The sequence below is a fragment of the Citrobacter sp. Marseille-Q3906 genome, from assembly GCF_916618775.1.
GTDB lineage: Bacteria > Pseudomonadota > Gammaproteobacteria > Enterobacterales > Enterobacteriaceae > Citrobacter > Citrobacter murliniae.
Map to the genome: position 1 here is coordinate 475108 of NZ_CAKAKA010000002.1, position 19045 is coordinate 494152.

The 19045-nt window shown below is 51.4% G+C and carries 17 protein-coding genes; 1 reads left to right on the forward strand and 16 read right to left on the reverse strand.

The features are described 5' to 3' along the window. Positions 1–8: 8 nt before the first annotated feature. A complete protein-coding gene (leuS, locus tag LG384_RS06500) occupies positions 9–2591 on the reverse strand; it encodes a leucine--tRNA ligase (RefSeq protein WP_136345292.1) in 2583 nt (860 codons plus the stop codon). 235 nt (positions 2592–2826) lie between these two features. On the opposite strand from leuS, the gene LG384_RS06505 reads away from it, so the two are divergent. Further along, the gene (locus LG384_RS06505) at positions 2827–3309 is read left to right on the forward strand and encodes a zinc ribbon-containing protein (protein WP_048221862.1); all 483 of its coding nucleotides are present in this window, start codon (positions 2827–2829) and stop codon (positions 3307–3309) included. A gap of 68 nt (positions 3310–3377) precedes the next feature. Here LG384_RS06505 and LG384_RS06510 read toward each other — a convergent pair whose 3' ends face one another. The 15 genes from LG384_RS06510 to LG384_RS06580 form a co-directional block, all read right to left on the reverse strand. Next, a complete protein-coding gene (locus LG384_RS06510; RefSeq protein ID WP_225760649.1) occupies positions 3378–3989 on the reverse strand; it encodes a hypothetical protein in 612 nt (203 codons plus the stop codon). A gap of 17 nt (positions 3990–4006) precedes the next feature. Continuing rightward, positions 4007–5092 carry a hypothetical protein gene (locus tag LG384_RS06515; RefSeq protein ID WP_048221860.1) on the reverse strand — a complete coding sequence of 362 codons (1086 nt, stop codon included), beginning with the start codon at positions 5090–5092 and terminating at the stop codon, positions 4007–4009. Next, positions 5092–7665 carry a fimbria/pilus outer membrane usher protein gene (locus tag LG384_RS06520; protein WP_225760650.1) on the reverse strand — a complete coding sequence of 858 codons (2574 nt, stop codon included), beginning with the start codon at positions 7663–7665 and terminating at the stop codon, positions 5092–5094. The genes LG384_RS06515 and LG384_RS06520 overlap by 1 nt, the downstream gene beginning before the upstream one ends. Before the next feature lie 37 nt (positions 7666–7702). Then, complete coding sequence (locus LG384_RS06525; protein WP_045441045.1) at positions 7703–8383, reverse strand: molecular chaperone; 681 nt, start codon at positions 8381–8383, stop codon at positions 7703–7705. Positions 8384–8427: 44 nt separating this feature from the next. Next, positions 8428–8991 carry a fimbrial protein gene (locus LG384_RS06530; protein ID WP_370637062.1) on the reverse strand — a complete coding sequence of 188 codons (564 nt, stop codon included), beginning with the start codon at positions 8989–8991 and terminating at the stop codon, positions 8428–8430. A gap of 95 nt (positions 8992–9086) precedes the next feature. Continuing rightward, complete coding sequence (locus tag LG384_RS06535) at positions 9087–9653, reverse strand: fimbrial protein (RefSeq protein WP_045441047.1); 567 nt, start codon at positions 9651–9653, stop codon at positions 9087–9089. A gap of 525 nt (positions 9654–10178) precedes the next feature. Next, on the reverse strand, positions 10179–11114 hold the full coding sequence (gene rihA / locus LG384_RS06540; protein WP_045441048.1) for a pyrimidine-specific ribonucleoside hydrolase RihA: 936 nt from the start codon (positions 11112–11114) through the stop codon (positions 10179–10181). A gap of 118 nt (positions 11115–11232) precedes the next feature. After that, positions 11233–11958, reverse strand: a complete 726-nt coding sequence (gene gltL / locus LG384_RS06545) for a glutamate/aspartate ABC transporter ATP-binding protein GltL (protein ID WP_045441049.1) — start codon at positions 11956–11958, stop codon at positions 11233–11235. Continuing rightward, a complete protein-coding gene (gene gltK, locus LG384_RS06550) occupies positions 11958–12632 on the reverse strand; it encodes a glutamate/aspartate ABC transporter permease GltK (protein WP_045441050.1) in 675 nt (224 codons plus the stop codon). The genes gltL and gltK overlap by 1 nt, the downstream gene beginning before the upstream one ends. Continuing rightward, on the reverse strand, positions 12632–13372 hold the full coding sequence (gltJ, locus tag LG384_RS06555) for a glutamate/aspartate ABC transporter permease GltJ (RefSeq protein ID WP_045441051.1): 741 nt from the start codon (positions 13370–13372) through the stop codon (positions 12632–12634). The genes gltK and gltJ overlap by 1 nt, the downstream gene beginning before the upstream one ends. Before the next feature lie 162 nt (positions 13373–13534). Then, complete coding sequence (gene gltI / locus LG384_RS06560) at positions 13535–14443, reverse strand: glutamate/aspartate ABC transporter substrate-binding protein GltI (RefSeq protein WP_045441052.1); 909 nt, start codon at positions 14441–14443, stop codon at positions 13535–13537. Positions 14444–14847: 404 nt separating this feature from the next. Continuing rightward, complete coding sequence (lnt, locus tag LG384_RS06565) at positions 14848–16386, reverse strand: apolipoprotein N-acyltransferase (protein WP_225760651.1); 1539 nt, start codon at positions 16384–16386, stop codon at positions 14848–14850. A 24-nt stretch (positions 16387–16410) separates the two neighbouring features. Further along, complete coding sequence (gene corC, locus LG384_RS06570; RefSeq protein WP_045441054.1) at positions 16411–17289, reverse strand: CNNM family magnesium/cobalt transport protein CorC; 879 nt, start codon at positions 17287–17289, stop codon at positions 16411–16413. 98 nt (positions 17290–17387) lie between these two features. Next, positions 17388–17855 carry an rRNA maturation RNase YbeY gene (ybeY, locus tag LG384_RS06575; RefSeq protein ID WP_045441055.1) on the reverse strand — a complete coding sequence of 156 codons (468 nt, stop codon included), beginning with the start codon at positions 17853–17855 and terminating at the stop codon, positions 17388–17390. After that, positions 17852–18898 carry a PhoH family protein gene (locus tag LG384_RS06580; protein ID WP_019076268.1) on the reverse strand — a complete coding sequence of 349 codons (1047 nt, stop codon included), beginning with the start codon at positions 18896–18898 and terminating at the stop codon, positions 17852–17854. The genes ybeY and LG384_RS06580 overlap by 4 nt, the downstream gene beginning before the upstream one ends. Between the last annotated feature and the right edge of the window lie 147 nt (positions 18899–19045).

A 19045-nucleotide genomic window follows, 5' to 3' on the forward strand; every position in this document is an offset into this window, starting at 1 on the left:
TCCCGCGCTTAGCCAACGACCAGATTGAGGAGTTTACCTGGTACATAAATCACTTTACGTACGGTAACGCCATCAAGATATTTTGCCACCAGGTGTTCCTGGCCAGCACGTTCACGAACCTGCTCTTCAGTGGCGTTTACCGGAACGGTGATTTTGCCACGTACTTTACCGTTAACCTGGACAACAACCAGCGTAGAGTCTTCGACCATTGCGCTTTCGTCAGCAACAGGCCATGGCGCGTTGTCGATATCGCCTTCGCCTTTCAGCGCTTGCCACAAGGTGAAGCAAACGTGAGGGGTGAACGGGTTCAGCATACGTACAACGGCCAGCAACGCTTCCTGCATCAGGGCGCGGTCCTGTTCGTCTTCGGTCGGTGCTTTCGCCAGCTTGTTCATCAGTTCCATAATTGCCGCAATCGCGGTGTTAAAGGTCTGACGACGGCCGATATCATCGGTAACTTTAGCAATAGTTTTGTGAACGTCACGGCGCAGAGCTTTCTGATCTTCGCTCAGACTTTCAACGTTCAGGCTGGCAACATCACCCCTGGAGGTGTGCTCATAAACCAGTTTCCAGACACGTTTCAGGAAGCGGTTTGCCCCTTCAACGCCAGACTCCTGCCATTCCAGGGTCATATCAGCCGGAGAGGCAAACATCATAAACAGACGTACGGTGTCCGCGCCGTAACGCTCAACCATCACCTGCGGGTCGATACCGTTGTTTTTAGACTTGGACATTTTGCTCATGCCGGTATACACCAGCTCATGACCTTCCGCGTCCTTCGCTTTAACGATACGGCCTTTTTCGTCGCGCTCAACGATCGCGTCAACCGGAGAAACCCAGTTACGTTCGCCGTTTGCACCAACGTAGTAGAAGGCATCTGCCAGCACCATGCCCTGACACAGCAACTGTTTCGCTGGTTCGTCAGAGTTCACCATGCCCGCGTCACGCATCAGTTTGTGGAAGAAGCGGAAGTAGAGCAGGTGCATGATGGCGTGTTCAATACCGCCAATGTAGATGTCAACCGGCAGCCAGTAGTTCGCGGCTTTAGAGTCCAGCATGCCTTCCTGATACTGCGGGCAGGTATAGCGCGCGTAGTACCATGAAGATTCCATAAAGGTGTCGAAGGTGTCAGTTTCACGCAGCGCAGGCATACCGTTAACGGTGGTTTTCGCCCACTCAGGATCGGCTTTGATCGGGCTGGTGATACCGTCCATGACCACGTCTTCCGGCAGAATAACCGGCAGTTGATCTTCCGGGGTTGGCAGTACGGTGCCATCTTCCAGAGTAACCATCGGGATCGGCGCGCCCCAGTAACGCTGACGGGAAACACCCCAGTCGCGCAGACGGTAGTTGACTTTGCGCTCACCAACCCCTTTAGCGACCAGTTCGTCGGCAATGGCGTTGAACGCGTCTTCAAAGGACAGACCGTCAAATTTACCTGAGTTGAACAGCACGCCTTTTTCAGTCAGAGCCTGTTCGGACAGATCCGGTTCTGAACCGTCAGCAGCCAGAATGACCGGCTTAATGTTCAGACCGTATTTGGTGGCAAATTCGTAGTCGCGCTGATCGTGGCCAGGAACGGCCATTACAGCACCCGTGCCGTATTCCATCAGCACGAAGTTCGCTGCCCATACCGGGATCTCTTCGCCAGTCAGCGGGTGAATCGCTTTAAAGCCAGTGTTGACGCCTTTCTTCTCCATGGTTGCCATTTCGGCTTCGGCAACCTTGGTGTTGCGGCATTCGTCGATGAAAGCCGCCAGTTCCGGATTGTTTGCCGCCGCTTTCTGCGCCAGCGGGTGACCCGCTGCAACCGCCAGGTAAGTGGCACCCATAAAGGTGTCCGGGCGGGTGGTGTAAACGGTGAGCGTGTTGTCATAACCGGTGACATCGAAGGTGATTTCCACGCCTTCAGAACGACCGATCCAGTTACGCTGCATCGTTTTCACTGTGTCAGGCCAGTGATCCAGGTTATCCAGGTCGCGCAACAGTTCGTCAGCGTAAGCGGTGATTTTGATAAACCACTGTGGGATCTCTTTACGCTCAACTTTGGTATCGCAGCGCCAGCAGCAACCGTCGATAACCTGCTCGTTCGCCAGTACGGTTTGGTCGTTCGGGCACCAGTTGACCGCAGAGGTTTTCTTGTACACCAGGCCTTTTTTATACAGCTCGGTGAAAAACTTCTGTTCCCAGCGGTAATATTCCGGGGTGCAGGTCGCCAGCTCGCGGCTCCAGTCATAACCGAAGCCCAGCATTTTGAGCTGGTTTTTCATGTAGGCGATGTTGTCGTACGTCCATGGTGCCGGGGCAGTGTTGTTTTTAACCGCCGCGCCTTCAGCTGGCAGGCCGAACGCATCCCAACCAATGGGCTGCAGGACGTTTTTGCCCAGCATACGCTGGTAACGGGCAATCACGTCACCGATGGTGTAGTTACGTACGTGGCCCATGTGTAGTCGACCAGAAGGATAGGGAAGCATAGACAGGCAGTAATACTTCTCTTTGCTCTCGTCTTCGGTAACTTCAAATGTGCGCTTCTCATCCCAGTGAAGCTGTACTTTGGATTCTATCTCTTCCGGGCGGTATTGCTCTTGCATGGCAGCCAGTGGTCCTGTTTTCAATACAGCTACAAACGTAGCTTTAGATGTGGTGTTTCAGATCCGCATAGCATAGCCCAAACGCCCGCGTCAAAACAGCCTTTCGCGCATTCAGCATTGAATTCTCGCAAGGATAAATCTTGCACGAATTTACATACTCTGTGGACAGTCTTGCAAAGCGTTTCGTAAATAACGTCTATTATTATAGACAGTTAACGACCCAGGAGGCGAAGCGATGAACAAGGTTGCTCAATATTACCGTGAACTGGTGGCGTCACTTAGCGAACGTCTGCGCAATGGCGAACGCGACATTGATGCGCTGGTAGACCAGGCGCGCCAGCGCGTTATGCAGACCGGGGAGTTAACGCGAACCGAAATCGATGAGCTGACGCGGGCGGTCAGGCGCGATCTGGAAGAGTTTGCGCTGAGTTATGAAGAGAGTCTCGACGAGGAGACTGACAGCGTCTTTATGCGAGTGATTAAAGAGAGCATCTGGCAGGAGCTGGCGGATATTACTGATAAAACGCAGCTGGAGTGGCGTGAGGTATTCCAGGATCTGAGCCATCACGGCGTGTATCACAGCGGTGAAGTGGTGGGGCTGGGCAATCTGGTGTGCGAGAAATGTCATTATCATCTGGCGGTGTACACGCCGGACGTGCTGCCGTTATGCCCGAAGTGCGGGCATGACCAATTCCAGCGGCGGCCATTTGAGCCGTAATGCGGCGTAAAAAATGGCCCGGATACTCTCCGGGCCATATGTTTTATACGAGGGGACGCTAACCGGGTTCAGGGAACAATCAGCGTCATGTAAATATTGGTTCTGACATTTCCCGGTACCGCCGCCGACTGGTCGGTCAGATAGGTTAATTTCCCGGCAAAGGTTAACACGATAGAATCATCGCTTCCGCTCGCGGCCGGTAGCGTGTAAGCAGCGAGATTGCGAATCGCACCGTCACTAATATCCCCTCCCGTGCCCATCACCTTCATTTGTACCCCGACGCCTTTCGCCGGATTCTCACCATACGCATCATCCAGCTCATTGGCGAAAACAGTGCCATTATAGCCGTCAACCATTTCGCCTTCAAAACGGATAATAGCCCCGTTGCCATCCGGACCGTTTTTCACACAGTCCCCGGTTATGGTGAGCGTGCTGTTGTTAAATGAGACCCAATTAAAGGTTGGCTGTATTGCCACCTCGCCCATATCGAGATTCATAATTTCTACATTGCCCTTAATTTCACAGGAGGCCTTAATCACCCCAGTGACGCTGATGGGAATATCGACACTCTCCCCCTTTTGCATATACGCCCCACCCATAAACTCCCCAGCCGCCAGGGGCAGACAACTGACCCACAGAAGAAGCGCAGCGCCAGAGTATTTGAATAAATAATTGTTCATAGCGTGTCCCTCGCGCATTACTGAATTTTAATGTTCAACACCGCAGTGGATTGAAACTGGCCGGGTTTTATGTCGCCAAATCGGTAGTAGTAGGCGTAGAGCTTAAACACAAGCTTCGGTGAGACAGAGTCGATATCGCCATCCCGCAAATAGATCGGTTGGCCGAATATCACATCGACTTTGTTCTCTTCGCTCGTATTTCCATCCTCAGTAATGTTGTACTGGAATGTGGCGCCGAGCCCCTCTGTGTAACCGTCACCTTTTACTGAATCCAGAACGTTATCCATCCCCGGATGAAGATTGCCCGTATCACTGATTGTGAATTGCACATTCAGATCGCTGTCGCACCTAATAGGTCCTATCGATTGACGTACCTTCGTTGAGCTAAGCCTTCCAAGACCACCGTGTTCGCCTGGGTCCTCTGCCAAATGGTTGGCCATGGCGGTTCGCATAGTAAAGCTAAGCTCCGATGTTGATGGTACATTGCATGTTGCAACAGCACGGGAGCCGCCGCTAATACCAAAGATAACCGATTCAGAAGGGGTACCCTCCTCTCCCCCAGCTCCCCCAGCGCGCAATTTAAGTATGGGTTGCTCGCTAAAAACCCCGCCTTTTGGGTCCTTTGGGCCAATAGCCAAAAACTCATACTTCGGGTATTTGGCAACAGTGAAGTACCGAGGTAGGGTGTCCTCTGAGGCAGGAATCTCCCAACGCCTGGAGGTAAATGACCCGTTGGTTAACACCACGTCCTTTTCCATACCGGAAAAGTTATTCATTGCAATATCCGCCGTAAGCTTCACCCCGATGCCGGAAATCGACGTTTGCTGCGCATCGTACACCCCCGCAGGGGCGTAGGAGGACACCATCTCCAGCTCTATCCACCCGCCATCTTTATTACACTTGACACTACCGGCAAAGCCGTCACCCACTTCATATGAGACTATCCCCGGGCTCGGCTCGTCGTACTTGTTATAATCCAGCCACACCCCCCCATAAAATAAGCCTGCATCTGATACCGGATCAATCTGACAGTCCGCCAACGCGCTCTGGGAGCATCCTACTGCCAGCGCGCCCACCATGAGTAAAACCAGCTTCCCTTTCATTATTTACATTCTCCTTTGGCCATCGTTACCCCGGTGACCGGCGGTGTCGCCGCACTGTGGTACACCATGCGACAGGATTGATTATTGCCCCACTTCGCCAGCAGCGTGGTGTTATCACTCAGCCCTGCGAGGTACACCTCGCCGTCATTACCGACAATCGCGCTTTGCCCGGCGCCGCTTTCCTGCGTCACCATCGCACCAAACGGCACTACGCTGCCGTTGCTGCGCAGCAAGGTAACCAGCGCTCTTTCACCGACATTTGCCTTGTATTCTGCCCGCACCAGCGCGCCTCGCGTTGGCACCAGCGTCTGGCTGGTTTCTGTCAGATCGATATCTTCCGGCAGCGTTTCGGTATCCAGATTCACTTCGTTTTCACGGTATGGCGTCATGGTGTTCACCACCGTATACCCCCGGAAGTCAGTACGAACCCCGTCGTTATTCGCTACCCGCACACCGGACGCTCCTGGAATTTTCACCAGCGCGTTGGTTTCACCCAGCTCCTGTGCCAGCGTTACCCCGTTGGCGTGAGCGATCACCGACCCCGACATACCGTAGTCGGTCCTTTTGCTATAATCATCGTAACTGTAGCCGCCCTGAACCGTACCGTAGGTCCCGTTGTAGGTTGCGCGCAGGCTGCCGTTATAGGTGTTATCGTCGTCGTCAACGTCGACGTAACCTTGTTGCACACTCCAGTTCAGCGCGTCGCCTTCCAGGGCATAGCCGCTAAGTGTGGCAGAGTGAACCGTGTCGCCACCTTTGGTTGAGTTCATGCTGTAGGTCGCCCATGACTTCGGCAGCAGTTTTTCCAGCGGTACGGAGATACTCAGCGAGAAGACTTCATCTTTGCTGTAGCGTTCGCGCCGGTCATAGGATTGGGTGTTCTTGTTGTAGCTGTAGCCCAGGCTGTAGCTCACCGCGCGCCAGTGGTTGTTCCAGCTTACCCGCCAGGAGTTCATCTGTTGCCCGGTGTTCCAGTAATCCTCGCGTACCAGCGAGCCGGATATTGAACCAAAGTTACCGCCAAACGGTTGGCTCAGGCTGATTTCACCCCGGTTACGACGCCGGTCAGGAAGGATAGGGCCGCTGTTACCCCAGGTATCGAGGATGTCCGCCATCTCATAGTAACCGTCACTGTTGTAGCGGTATCCTGCCATGGTGAGGGTTGTGCCCGTTTCCTGGATAGATTTGCTGTAGCGAATGCGTGATGATTGCCCGCTCTCTTTTACCTCTTCATCAATCGGTTCTTCTGGCGTACCCCAGGATTGCGTGACATCCACAGACAGCGCCCCCCAGCCCCCCATATTTTTACCCAGCCCAATGGCCAGCGACTGGTAATGGCTGGCGAACTGCCCACCGCCGTACAGGGTTAGCCCCCAGGGCAGGCCGTAGCTCGCCGAGGCCTGGGTAAACGACGTTTCATTCACCCCTGAATCATCCGGGCGATAGCGCCCGGTGGTTATTGCATAATCCAGCGTGCCTTCACGCTGCAGGTTGGCCAGCGATGCGTACGGCACGACAAAGTTCTGTTCTGAGCCATCCTGCTCTTTTACCGTAACGTATAAATCCCCGGAGCCGCCCGTTGAGTACAAGTCCTTGATGGAGAATGCACCCGCAGAGACATAATTCTGATAAATAACGTAATTGTTTTGCCGGACGATAATCTGCGCGTTAGTACGGGCAATCCCCTGTACTACCGGTGCGTAGCCACGCTGCGAGTCGGGCCGCATGCTATCGTCGCTTTCGATTTGCGCACCGGTAAACGGCACACTGGTAAACACATCGGAATTGGTCATGCTCTCGCCAAGGGTCAGTTGGCTACCCCAGGCCGGAATATTGCGCTGGGCATACGTGTACGCAGAATCCCATTCCTCGCTGCCGTCGTCATTGTGGTTCCACGTCGAGTAGTTGCGGATACGCCAGGCACCGATATTCATCCCCGGCCGCAGGTTGGCGTACCGGCTATCAGATATGTCGCCGCCGTGTCGCTGGCGGGTTTCATCGCCGGTGAAGTCATAGTTGAGGATCAGCGCGTTGATACCTTCATCCCAGTCTTCCGGTGGAATATATCCCCGGATGTCGTTGGCCAGCGCTGCCTGCGGAACGCTTATCTGTAATTGCTGTTTATTAAAATCAAAGAGGGTGGAGAGGCTTTCAATCGCCAGCAGATTCGCGCAGTCATTGCCTTTCTGCGTCAGCGCAGGGTAGGCGGAAACATTGACGCCGTATTTTTTTAGCTGCGCGACGCTGAGGCAAGGGGTTAGCTGGCCGTCATTATCAACGGAGAAGTTTATATTCTGGGTATCAACCCGACGCTTGTTGACCAAAATATCAACGCGATAGTTGCCAGGAGGCTGACCGCCTTTTTCAAATACCGAGAGATCTACCGGCATCTCGCCGGAGCCGGAGTGCTTAAAAAATGCCGAGTTGAAACGCGAAGGCGTGGACATCGCCTTTTTCGTATCCGTGTTGTTTTCAGCCGCGTAAATAGGTGTACAGCTTAATCCACAGGCCAGCATAATTCCCAGCGCCAGCTGGGTTTTATGAAGCGGCGCAGATGTGGTTATTATTTTCATGTCAACCATCCATCAATAAGGATAACTAATCCATCAGTCAAATATGTGTATGGAAATCTTCGCCAACACCACCCTGGTCATTTATTATTGCGAACGATACATCTCCCCCGGTTACGCCTTTCGGTAAATCAAAACGGGCACTTTCGCCTGGGGCCACATAGGTGACGTGTTCCACCTTTTTGCCAGCGACGGTTATTTTGCTGAAGTTAAAATAGTAGGCGGAAGCATTGTTCACCTGAATCTGATTTCCGCTGCGTTGCCAGGTGAGTTTATTTTTTTGGTTAGCCGGAATGAAGTTATCTAATGACTTTGGACGGTAAATTAATTTAATTACCGTATTTATCGCGATCTGAATGCTGTTGTCCGCTTTTGACTCGCTGGGTATGCCTTTAACATTCAGCCAGAATAAAGATTCTTTATTTTCTGGCAGTGGGGTGGTGAGAATAATGCGCAGTACATTCTTTTGCTTAGGGTCAAGGCGGAACAACGGCGGTGTAATGATAAATGGCGCTTTCTGCGCTTTATTACCATCCGGCATCTCAACCCATGACTGTACTAAATAAGGAGAACTGTCAGGGTTTTCCAGGTTAATGGATGCCTCTTTTTTCGCGCCGTTATAAATGACCCGCGTTCCCATTAACGACACGTTGGCATAGGCACTGGATAAGGTGAATGCGCCTAATAGCATACCGATAATGATTTTTTGAATTCCCTTCATTGCTTATTTCCTCGAAAACCAAAATATAATTACACCAAAGCTCGTTAATTTTGCTTGATTTCAACGGTAACGGTAGTGGCCGTTTTCCCGCTGGTAACTGTGTCACCAATGCGCATATATCCGGCCTCAAGCTGAAACTTAACGTCTTTGGTGGTATCTATATAGTGCAGTGACGATGGCTCACCATCGCCAAGAAATGTGCCGTCCGGATAAAAAGCCCCGGTGGAGTCAACATATTTCAGGTAGTGCGCTACGCCCTCGGCTTCGCCGCTGCTGGCTATTGCATTTGGGTAATTACTGACCGGCATTCCGCTAAACGTCAATGTGTACTGACCGTTTTGCCCACACTGGCTGATGGATGCATTAATCGTCTCGCGACCTTCAGGGACAGGCGCGCCTAAGCTCACTTCATTGACATCTTTCTTGCTGACGGAGGCAAGATCAATCACCGGCCCGCCCTCTAATATGATCTTGCAAGCTGATGCTACCAACCTGGCGTATACATCCAACCTGATAGAATCTACTTCTTCTTCAGCCCATGCTGGTGAATTGCTTATCAGCATTAGGGGAATAATCGTCGCGAGAACAATTTTCCTGGTTTGTATCATCCTGGATATCTCCCTCAAACAGGCGTGTGAAAACACAATGTTGCGGATATATCCCCTCAAGGAGGGGATATATTGATTACACCCGTTTGTGCAAATTACTGACGATAATATACGTTCAGCGTTACCACAGATTTGGTGAGACCGGCTGGCGTATTTTCACCATCAACTTCAGCCGTTTTCAGATAACCTGATTCAATCGGGAAACTAAAGCCCGTACTTGATTGTGCTTTAGTGCGTTCATCGTTATCAAGGTATACCTGGTTTCTGGATGGGTTAGTCAAATATACGTGGTCTGATATATGAGTAGGACGCGCATCTCGCAGGTAATGCGCAACAACTGTATTTGATGGTGCTTCAGTGTTCACAATACCGTTATCATACCCTGGCGGGATGTCAGCAATGAAGTTTAATTCAACTTCGTAGCCTGCCGGGCAATCTTTAATCATGAAATAGTCAGCTTGGTTTGCCAGTTCGCTACCTATACCGGTTTCTTTCACCTGTGCAACGGTCACGGTACGCAGATCGATATTCGCATTACCGTTCTCACCAATGGTGCAACCTTTTTCGATGATTTCACCGTTAATGGTGATGGTGTCGCTTGCCATAACATGACCAGAAATCAGTGCGGCCATTACGGATGCTGCTAAAAGTACCTTTTTCAATTAAAACTCCATTTTTTCATGTCAAAAACATGGTACTAACGATGCAAAAAGATATTTATCTTTCTCGTAAATATATTGATGCAGATAATAAATAGTAAATCTGCAACGAAAAGATTGTAGCCATGGAGATTCATACAATAAAATTGTTTAACCAAATATATCGCACACAGCAATTAGGTAAAAAGAAATAATATTCACCGTGAAAAGGAATTTGGCTTTTTTCTGAGTTGATACCACAAGAAAACAAGGCTATGTAGATGATATGTTTATTAATCGATGTAATATGAACGCTTTTAAGAACATATCAGAAAGTTGTTTTTAAGAATATATTTAGATTCTGGCCCTGTAGGTCTTTGTTCTTGATAATGAGATTACAGGTAAAAGTAGGATAGCTTCGTACCTTTTGGCCTTCTTTTCTCTTCGGGCTAAGATCCGGAAAAACGATTCATTAAGCTATGTATTCTCTCGACTAATACGAAACAAGGCCATCGCATTTTATTACGATGGTCTTAATCAAGACATTCATTACGCGTAAAATTTCAATCTTTTCGCCAGTAAATCGACAAACCCCTGGCGATCAACATCGACCATCACCTTCGCGTTCGGTTTATTCCCCGTCAGGAAGTAGTAATCTACGACCGTCATGCCCTGCGTGTATTTCCCCTGCGTTTCCACGCCAACCCATCGTTCTACGGTGGTGAACAATTCGGGTTGGAGAAGCCAGGCGATGGTACACGGGTCATGCAATGGCGCGCCGATAAAGCCCCATTTTTCGTCTTTGTGGTATTCGAGGAAGAAATCCAGTAATTCGGCCACGATGGTGGAAATCGGGTTGCCGATAGCGCGGAAGCGCTCGGTGTCTTCATGATAAATCTGCGCTTTGTGCGTGACGTCCAGCCCGGCCATGACAATAGGGATCCCAGACTGGAAGACGATTTCTGCGGCTTCCGGGTCAACGTAGATGTTGAACTCGGCGGCAGGTGTCCAGTTACCGAGCGCCATTGCACCGCCCATGATCACAATTTGCGCGATTTTATCGTGCAGTTCCGGGTGGCTATTCAGCAACAGGGCGACGTTGGTTTGTGGTCCGGTTGATACAAGCGTCACCGGTTCGTGGCTTTCGCGCAGTGTTTTTGCCATCAGTTCGACGGCGTTACAGTTAAGCGGTGCGAATGAGGGTTCCGGCAGAGCTGGGCCGTCAAGACCGCTTTCGCCGTGAACGTTGTCGGCGATAATCAGTTCACGCATCAGCGGTTTTACCGCACCGCCCGCCACTGGGATATCAGGGCGTTTCAGCAGCGTCAGCATTCTTAGCACGTTACGCAGGGTTTTCTCCGGCGTCTGGTTACCGGCAGAGGAGGTAATGGCTTTCACTTCAAGTTCGGGAGAGGCGAGTGCAAGAACAATGGCGATCGCGTCGTCATGACCGGGATCGCAATCAAGAATGATCGGCAGTGCCATAGCAATTCCTTGTTCGCGTGATTTTGCAACAAGGTTAAAGCTGACTAATGAAATGAACGAGAATAGAAATGCTAAAGCGTGATGTAACGCGCACTCTACCGAGTGCGCGCAGGAAGAATTAATGCAGAATTTTAGCGAGGAAGTCTTTGGCGCGGTCTGATTTCGGGTTGGCGAAGAAGGCCTCTTTTTCCGAGTCTTCAACAATTTTCCCTTCATCCATGAAGATAACCCGGTTAGCCACTTTACGCGCGAAGCCCATTTCATGAGTCACCACCATCATGGTCATGCCTTCATTGGCCAGTTCAACCATAACGTCCAGTACTTCGTTGATCATTTCAGGATCAAGTGCCGATGTGGGTTCGTCAAACAGCATGGCGATAGGGTCCATACACAGCGCGCGGGCGATAGCAACACGCTGCTGCTGACCACCGGAGAGCTGCGCCGGAAACTTATTGGCATGGGCTGATAACCCTACGCGTTCGAGCAACTTTTGCGCTTTTTCTCGAGCGGGCGCTTTATCGCGTTTGAGCACTTTTACCTGGGCCAGAGTCAGGTTCTCAATGATCGACAGATGGGGGAACAGTTCAAAGTGCTGGAACACCATGCCGACGCGGGAACGTAGTTTTGCCAGATCGGTTTTTTTATCATTCACAACGGTACCATCAACGGTGATGATACCCTGCTGCACAGGCTCCAGCCCGTTTACCGTTTTAATTAGCGTTGATTTACCGGAACCTGACGGGCCGCAGACCACCACCACTTCACCTTTTTTCACTTCTGTGGAGCAGTCGGTCAGCACCTGAAAGTGACCATACCATTTAGAAACATTTTTCAGGGTAATCATTAAACTGTCCTTTTCTTCAAATAGCTGACCAACAACGATGCGCTCAGACTGAATACAAAATAGACGGCGCCAGCAAACAGGATCATCTCAACCTGAGTGCCGTCACGCTCGCCAATGGTGGAGGCGGTGCGGAAGAAGTCTGCCAGACTCAATACGTAGACCAGGGAGGTGTCCTGGAACAGAACGATGCCCTGGGTAAGCAGCAGCGGAACCATGGCGCGAAATGCCTGTGGCAATATGATGAGCTTCATCGATTGCCAGTGGGTCATCCCCAGTGCCAGCGCAGCGCTGGATTGCCCGCGGGAAATACTCTGGATCCCTGCGCGGATAATCTCCGAGTAGTAGGCGGCTTCAAACATCGAAAACGCGACCATTGCTGAGATCAGACGAATATCGGTTTTCGGTGACAGACCCAGCACGTTTTGCAGGAAGCCAGGCACGATCAGATAGAACCACAGCAGCACCATCACCAGCGGAATGGAACGGAATACGTTAACGTATATTTTCGCAAACCAGGCAATTGGCGCGAAGCTGGACAGACGCATGACCGCCAGGATGGTTCCCCAGACGATACCGATGATGACCGCCGTAACGGTAATTTTCAGCGTGATGAGCAGCCCATCCAACAGATACGGCAGGGAAGGGACAATCGAGCTCCAGTCAAAATCGTACATTATTTGCCTCCTATGTTGCCAGGCAGGCGGATTTTACGTTCGACAAGATTCATCACCAGCATAATAAAGGCGTTAATCAGTACATAGGCCAGGGTAATGGCCGTAAACGATTCCCATGCGTGGGCTGAGTAATCCAGCAGTTTTCCTGCCTGTGCCGCCATATCGACCAGACCGATGGTCGAGGCGATGGCTGAGTTTTTCACCAGGTTCATCATCTCTGAAGTCATCGGCGGAACGATCACGCGGTAGGCGTTAGGCAGCAGAACATAGCGGTATGCCTGTGGCAGAGTCAGACCCATCGCCAGCGCTGCATTTTTCTGCCCGCGAGGCAGAGACTGAATCGCAGCGCGAACCTGTTCGCAGACGCGAGCGGCAGTAAACAGCCCCAGACAGATCATCGATGAAAGGAAGAACTGAATATTGGGATCCAGTTCAGCCTTGAACCACATGCCGAGATTCTCCGGCAGCAATTCAGGGACCACCAGATACCAGGTGAAGAATTGTACAATTAGCGGAACGTTGCGAAACAGTTCAACATACAGCGTGCCGAGCCCGGCAAGGAAGCGGTTGGGAACAGTACGTAAAATACCGAAGAGAGAACCCACCAGGAAAGCGATAATCCAGGCAGTGATAGATAACGCGACCGTAACCTGGAAACCACTCCAGAGCCAGCCGAGATAGGTGGTGTTGCCGAACGGGGCTTGTTGTAAAAAAATGCCCCAGTTCCAGTCTATAGACATAAATCTACTCCAGAAAAAAAAGGGTAGCAGCGCTACCCTCGAAGATTGTTATCCAGCGTTTTTCGGTTTTCGAGCCTGATGGGGAACGACCATCAGGCTTATAGTCTGTCCGTGCTGAAAAACAATCGAGAGGGCAAGGTAAACTCGCCCCATTTATTTTAGTTAGTTAAGTGCTTTGTCATTCGGTTCTTTGAACAGGGCTTTCATCTCGTTTGACAGCTCGAAATTCATGTTCAGGTTTTTCGGTGGAATTGGGTTTTTAAACCACTTATCAAACCATTTTTCTGCTTCACCGGAGGTCTGAGCCTGAGCGATGGTGTCATCCATCAGCTTCTTGAATGCGACGTCGTCTTTACGCAGCATACAGCCGTAAGCTTCCTGAGATTGCGGCTTACCGACGATCTCCCAGTTGTCCGGTTTCTTCGCTTTCGCGCGCTCGCCAGCCAGCAGTGCGTCATCCATCATAAAGGCAACGGCACGACCGCTTTCCAGGGTACGGAAAGAGTCACCGTGGTCTTTCGCGCTGATGATGCGCATATCCATTTTTTGTTCTTCGTTCAGCTTGTGCAGCAGCACTTCAGAGGTAGTACCGGAAGTAACGACCACGGCTTTGCCTTTCAGATCCGGGAAGTCTTTAATATCGCCGCCTTTTTTCGCCAGCAGACGCGTGCCTACAACGAAAATGGTGTCAGAGAAAGCAGCTTGCTTCTGGCGTTCAACGTTGTTGGTGGTGGAGCCACATTCAAAGTCGAAGGTCCCGTTTTGCAGCAGGGGAATACGGTTTTGCGAGGTAATCGGAATCAGTTTTACCTGCAGGTCAGGCTTGTTCAGCTTTTTCTTCACGGCTTCAACGATCGCGTTGGAGTAATCCTGTGAATAACCGACCACTTTTTGCTGATTATCGTAGTAAGAAAACGGAACCGATGATTCACGGTGCCCGACGACGATCACGCCATTTTTTGCGATCTTGTCCAGCGTGCTGCCTGCTGCGGGCGCTGCGTCTTCTGCATGCGCCAGACCGGCGGACATTCCCATAACCAGCATGGCAGTGGCGAGCTTACGTAATTGCATATCCAACTCCTTTATCGTCTGCGCCAGGGACGCATTGATACCCATTGTGATGTTGTTATTGTTTGCAACTTAAATGTGCAGTCTTGTGTGTGTTTGTTAACATTTAGTTTGGATGAATGTAAAGAATTTGCTGTGTTATTGTTTATTTTTGCGAAGTGCGCCGCACCGTTTAGGGGCAAAAATATCTTGTTGCACTTTTTAGGTGCTACCAGTGATCCGCTTTGGTGCGACCAGGTTGCACATTCATCCAAATTGCTATTGTGTTATTTAATAAAGCAATTGACGTGCCAGAATGGGAAGTTCGGTGGGTTTCGATGCAAGATAGTATTTAGCTTATCCGGCCTACAGTGAGGTTGTAAGCCGGATAAAATGTTTTCGCGCCGTCATCCGACGGTACAGCCGCTTTACTTACGACGTTGACGCAGACTCATCAACACTGCGCCAAAACCAAGCAGTGCGGTGATAAGCCACAGCGGCCAGTTGCCGGTACGGGCATAAGGTGTGAGACCCGTTGTCGGCGTGACGCTGGTGGTCAGTACCTGGCGGGTAAACTGCGGGATCATGGCCTGCACGTCACCCTGCGGACCAATCACCGCGGTAATCCCGTTATTGGTGCTACGCAGCAGCGGACGCGCCAGCTCCAGGGAACGCATACGTGCCATCTGGAAGTGCTGCCACGGGCCGATGGATTTACCAAACCAGGCATCATTGGAGATGGTCAGCAAGTAGTCCGTATCCGGACGGAAGTTATCGCGTACCTGTTCGCCAAGGATAATTTCGTAGCAGATTGCCGCAGTCAGTTTAAAACCGTGTGCGTGCAGCTGTGGCTGGATATACGGGCCACGGCTAAACGAGGACATTGGCAGGTCAAAGAACGGCGCTAACGGGCGCAGAATCGATTCCAGCGGAACAAATTCACCAAACGGTACCAGATGGTTCTTGTTGTAGCGATTTGTGGAATCGTAGCTGTACGGACTGTCTTTACCCAGCGTGATGATGGTGTTGTAGGTATCGTAACGATTCTGTTTGTTGAGGCGAGCGTCAACAATCCCGGTGATTAAGGTACTGTTTTTGGATTTTAACAGGTCATCCATCATGCTGAGGAAACGCTGCTGATTGATTTCCAGATCCGGGATGGCGGACTCCGGCCAGATAATCAGCTGTGATTTACCCATCTCGGGCTGGGTAGCATCGAGATAAATCTTCAGCGTGTTGAGGAGTTGGCCCTCATCCCACTTCAGTGACTGCGGAATGTCGCCCTGTACCATGGAAACCTGGGTAGTTTTTTCCGGTTCGAGGGTATACCACTGAATGTAGCGTAGCGGGAAGGGCAGGGCGAAAAGCACGACGGCCGCCACCAGAGGACGCCAGTTACGCGTGACTAACGCCAGTACCAGCAGACCGCTGACCATCATCAGCAGGAAGTTAATCGCCTCAACGCCCATTACCGGTGCCAGCCCTTTCAACGGGCCATCAATCTGACTGTAGCCAAACTGCAGCCACGGGAAGCCGGTCAGCACCCAACCGCGCAGAAATTCGGTTATCTGCCAGACAACCGGTGCGGCGATTGCCACCCGTAGCCAGGTGGTTTTCGGCCACAATCGCGACAAAATACCGGCAAACAGACCGGTGTAGAGCGAGAGGTACGCGGCAAGCAGTACCACGAGGAAAACGTTAACCGGTCCCGGCATACCGCCAAATTGCGCGATGCTGACGTAGACCCAGTTGATGCCGGAGCCAAAAAGCCCCATTCCCCATAAATAGCCAATAGCGGCAGACTGGAGTGGGCGGCGGTTGAGGGTGAGAGCCTGCAGGCCCATCAGCGAAACAATCGCTGCAGGCCAGATGTCATACGGAGAGAAAGCCAGCGTCCCGCAGGCACCGAATAATAACGCCAGCAGCAGGCGAATGCGCTGGCGTTCAATTAATGGGGCAAATGCCATGTAGTCTTTGATCCAGTATCGGGTTTATTCGTCCAGTTTGGGCTGGGGTGAGTCGTCCGGAATTCTGACATGAACCTGAATAATACGACGGCTGTCGGCCATTGCTACTTTGAACTGGTAACCATCGATGTCGATAGTCTCACCGCGAGCGGGCAGATGACCAAAGGCCTGCATGACCAGCCCGCCAATGGTATCCACTTCTTCGTCGCTAAAGTGGGTGCCAAAGGCTTCGTTGAAGTCTTCAATTGGCGCGAGCGCTCGGATAGTCCATGTATGGCGACTGAGCTGACGGAAATCAATATCGTCTTCTTCGTCGTACTCATCTTCGATTTCACCGACGATCAGTTCAAGGATGTCTTCAATAGTCACCAGACCAGACACTCCGCCGAATTCGTCGATGACGATAGCCATATGGTAACGCTGAGAACGGAACTCTTTCAGCATGCGGTCAACACGCTTGCTCTCAGGTACGACAACTGCCTGGCGTAACACTTTTTCCATGCTGAAGGCTTCGGAATCGCTGCGCATGAACGGCAGCAAGTCTTTGGCCATCAGAATCCCTTCAATGTGATCTTTGTCTTCGCTGATCACCGGGAAACGCGAGTGAGCAGACTCGATAATAACATCGAGGCATTCATCCAGGGTCTGGTTGCGTTTGAGGGTAATCATCTGGGAGCGGGGGATCATGATGTCGCGAACGCGTTGGTCCGCAATGTCCATCACCCCTTCGAGCATATCGCGCGTATCTTCATCGATAAGGTCGTTCTGCCCGGAATCACGGATCAGCTCCAACAGTTCGTCGCGGTTTTTAGGTTCACCGTGGAAAAGTTGGCTCAGTAACAGGGAAAAAAATCCCTTTTTGCTGTTTAAGGTGTCACTACTGTGTGAATTGTCGTCGCTCATGGCGTCGTATGGGTTCTCATGTTAGTTAATATTAAGCACGTCGAGCAAATACTCTGCGTCAGACGGCAACAACAACCGCCGGGCGTTAGCCCGGCAGCTTATTCTTTCTCGGCAATGTACGGATCCTCATAGCCCAGAGCAAGCATAATCTCTGTTTCAAGGGATTCCATCTCTTCCGCTTCGTCGTCTTCGATATGGTCGTAACCCAGCAAATGCAGGCTACCATGCACCACCATATGCGCCCAGTGGGCTTCCAGCGGTTTGCCTTGCTCCTGCGCTTCTTTTTCAACCACCTGGCGGCAGATGATCAGGTCACCCAGCAGCGGCAGCTCAATCCCCGGAGGCGCTTCAAACGGGAAGGAAAGCACGTTGGTAGACTTGTCCTTTCCGCGATAGGTCAGGTTCAGTTCGTGACTTTCGGCGTCATCAACCAGGCGAATAGTCACTTCTGATTCTTCCTGGAACTGCGGGATCACTGCATCCAGCCATGCCTGAAACTGACTCTCTTGCGGTAAGCCGGATTCATTTTCACATGCCAGCTGTAAATCGAGGATAACCTGACTCATTTTTGTTCCTGTTCCTGAGCTTCGCGTTTACGTTCCGCAGCCAGCTCGGCTTTTCGTTTTTGTTCTGCTTCTTCCCAGGCCTCATACGCCGTCACGATACGGGCAACTACCGGGTGGCGCACCACGTCTTCGCTATGGAAGAAATTAAAACTAATCTCGTCGACTTCAGCCAGCACTTCGATGGCATGACGCAGGCCGGATTTGGTGCTGCGCGGTAGGTCAATCTGGGTAATGTCGCCAGTGATAACGGCTTTGGAGTTAAAGCCGATACGAGTCAGGAACATTTTCATTTGTTCGATGGTGGTGTTCTGACTCTCATCAAGAATGATGAACGCATCGTTCAACGTACGACCGCGCATATAAGCCAGTGGTGCGACCTCAATGACGTTACGCTCAATCAGCTTCTCTACTTTCTCGAAACCGAGCATTTCGAACAGAGCGTCATACAGCGGGCGTAAATACGGGTCGACTTTCTGGCTCAGATCGCCTGGCAGGAAGCCCAGCTTTTCACCGGCTTCAACCGCCGGACGGGTCAGCAGAATACGGCGGATTTCCTGACGCTCAAGCGCATCTACCGCCGCGGCAACGGCAAGGTAAGTTTTACCCGTCCCTGCAGGGCCAACGCCGAAGGTGATGTCGTGGTCAAGAATGTTGGCGATATACTGCGCCTGATTCGGCGTACGCGGTTTAATCACCCCGCGTTTGGTTTTGATGTTCACCGCTTTGCCAAACTCAGGCACGCTGTCTGCGCTCTGTTCAAGAACACGCGCTTCTTTGATCGCCAGGTGAATTTGTTCTGGCTCGATGTCCTGCGTCTGGCCGCGCATCGGGGCGGTATCAACGTAGAGACTGCGTAAAATATCTGCCGCAGCGGTGACGCAAATCGGACGACCGGTCAGTTTAAAGTGGTTATCGCGGCGGTTAATTTCGATGCCGAGGCGACGTTCCAGCTGTTTGATGTTGTCATCAAACGGACCGCAAAGACTCAACAAACGGGCGTTGTCTGCGGGTTCAAGGGTGATTTCTCGAGTGTCTATGTTCAAACCGTTCCTCTTATGCATGTATCGCCGGACGTTGAACATTCACCGGCATGTAAGGAAATTATTCACGCCACAGAGAAAAGGCGCAAGCATTGCGATAAATATGGGGATTGGGTAAGGAATTGCAAGGCCGCCTGTCATACTTCAGGC

Bases quoted from the DNA above. Each gene is read 5' to 3' on its own strand.
- LG384_RS06515 (WP_048221860.1), bottom strand. From the start codon at position 5,092: ATGAAAGGGAAGCTGGTTTTACTCATGGTGGGCGCGCTGGCAGTAGGA.
- LG384_RS06520 (WP_225760650.1), bottom strand. From the start codon at position 7,665: ATGAAAATAATAACCACATCTGCGCCGCTTCATAAAACCCAGCTGGCG.
- gltK (WP_045441050.1), bottom strand. From the start codon at position 12,632: ATGTACGATTTTGACTGGAGCTCGATTGTCCCTTCCCTGCCGTATCTG.
- leuS (WP_136345292.1), bottom strand. From the start codon at position 2,591: ATGCAAGAGCAATACCGCCCGGAAGAGATAGAATCCAAAGTACAGCTT.
- rihA (WP_045441048.1), bottom strand. From the start codon at position 11,114: ATGGCACTGCCGATCATTCTTGATTGCGATCCCGGTCATGACGACGCG.
- gltJ (WP_045441051.1), bottom strand. From the start codon at position 13,372: ATGTCTATAGACTGGAACTGGGGCATTTTTTTACAACAAGCCCCGTTC.
- LG384_RS06505 (WP_048221862.1), top strand. From the start codon at position 2,827: ATGAACAAGGTTGCTCAATATTACCGTGAACTGGTGGCGTCACTTAGC.
- corC (WP_045441054.1), bottom strand. From the start codon at position 17,289: ATGAGCGACGACAATTCACACAGTAGTGACACCTTAAACAGCAAAAAG.
- gltI (WP_045441052.1), bottom strand. From the start codon at position 14,443: ATGCAATTACGTAAGCTCGCCACTGCCATGCTGGTTATGGGAATGTCC.
- gltL (WP_045441049.1), bottom strand. From the start codon at position 11,958: ATGATTACCCTGAAAAATGTTTCTAAATGGTATGGTCACTTTCAGGTG.
- LG384_RS06525 (WP_045441045.1), bottom strand. From the start codon at position 8,383: ATGAAGGGAATTCAAAAAATCATTATCGGTATGCTATTAGGCGCATTC.
- lnt (WP_225760651.1), bottom strand. From the start codon at position 16,386: ATGGCATTTGCCCCATTAATTGAACGCCAGCGCATTCGCCTGCTGCTG.
- LG384_RS06530 (WP_370637062.1), bottom strand. From the start codon at position 8,991: ATGATACAAACCAGGAAAATTGTTCTCGCGACGATTATTCCCCTAATG.
- LG384_RS06510 (WP_225760649.1), bottom strand. From the start codon at position 3,989: ATGAACAATTATTTATTCAAATACTCTGGCGCTGCGCTTCTTCTGTGG.
- ybeY (WP_045441055.1), bottom strand. From the start codon at position 17,855: ATGAGTCAGGTTATCCTCGATTTACAGCTGGCATGTGAAAATGAATCC.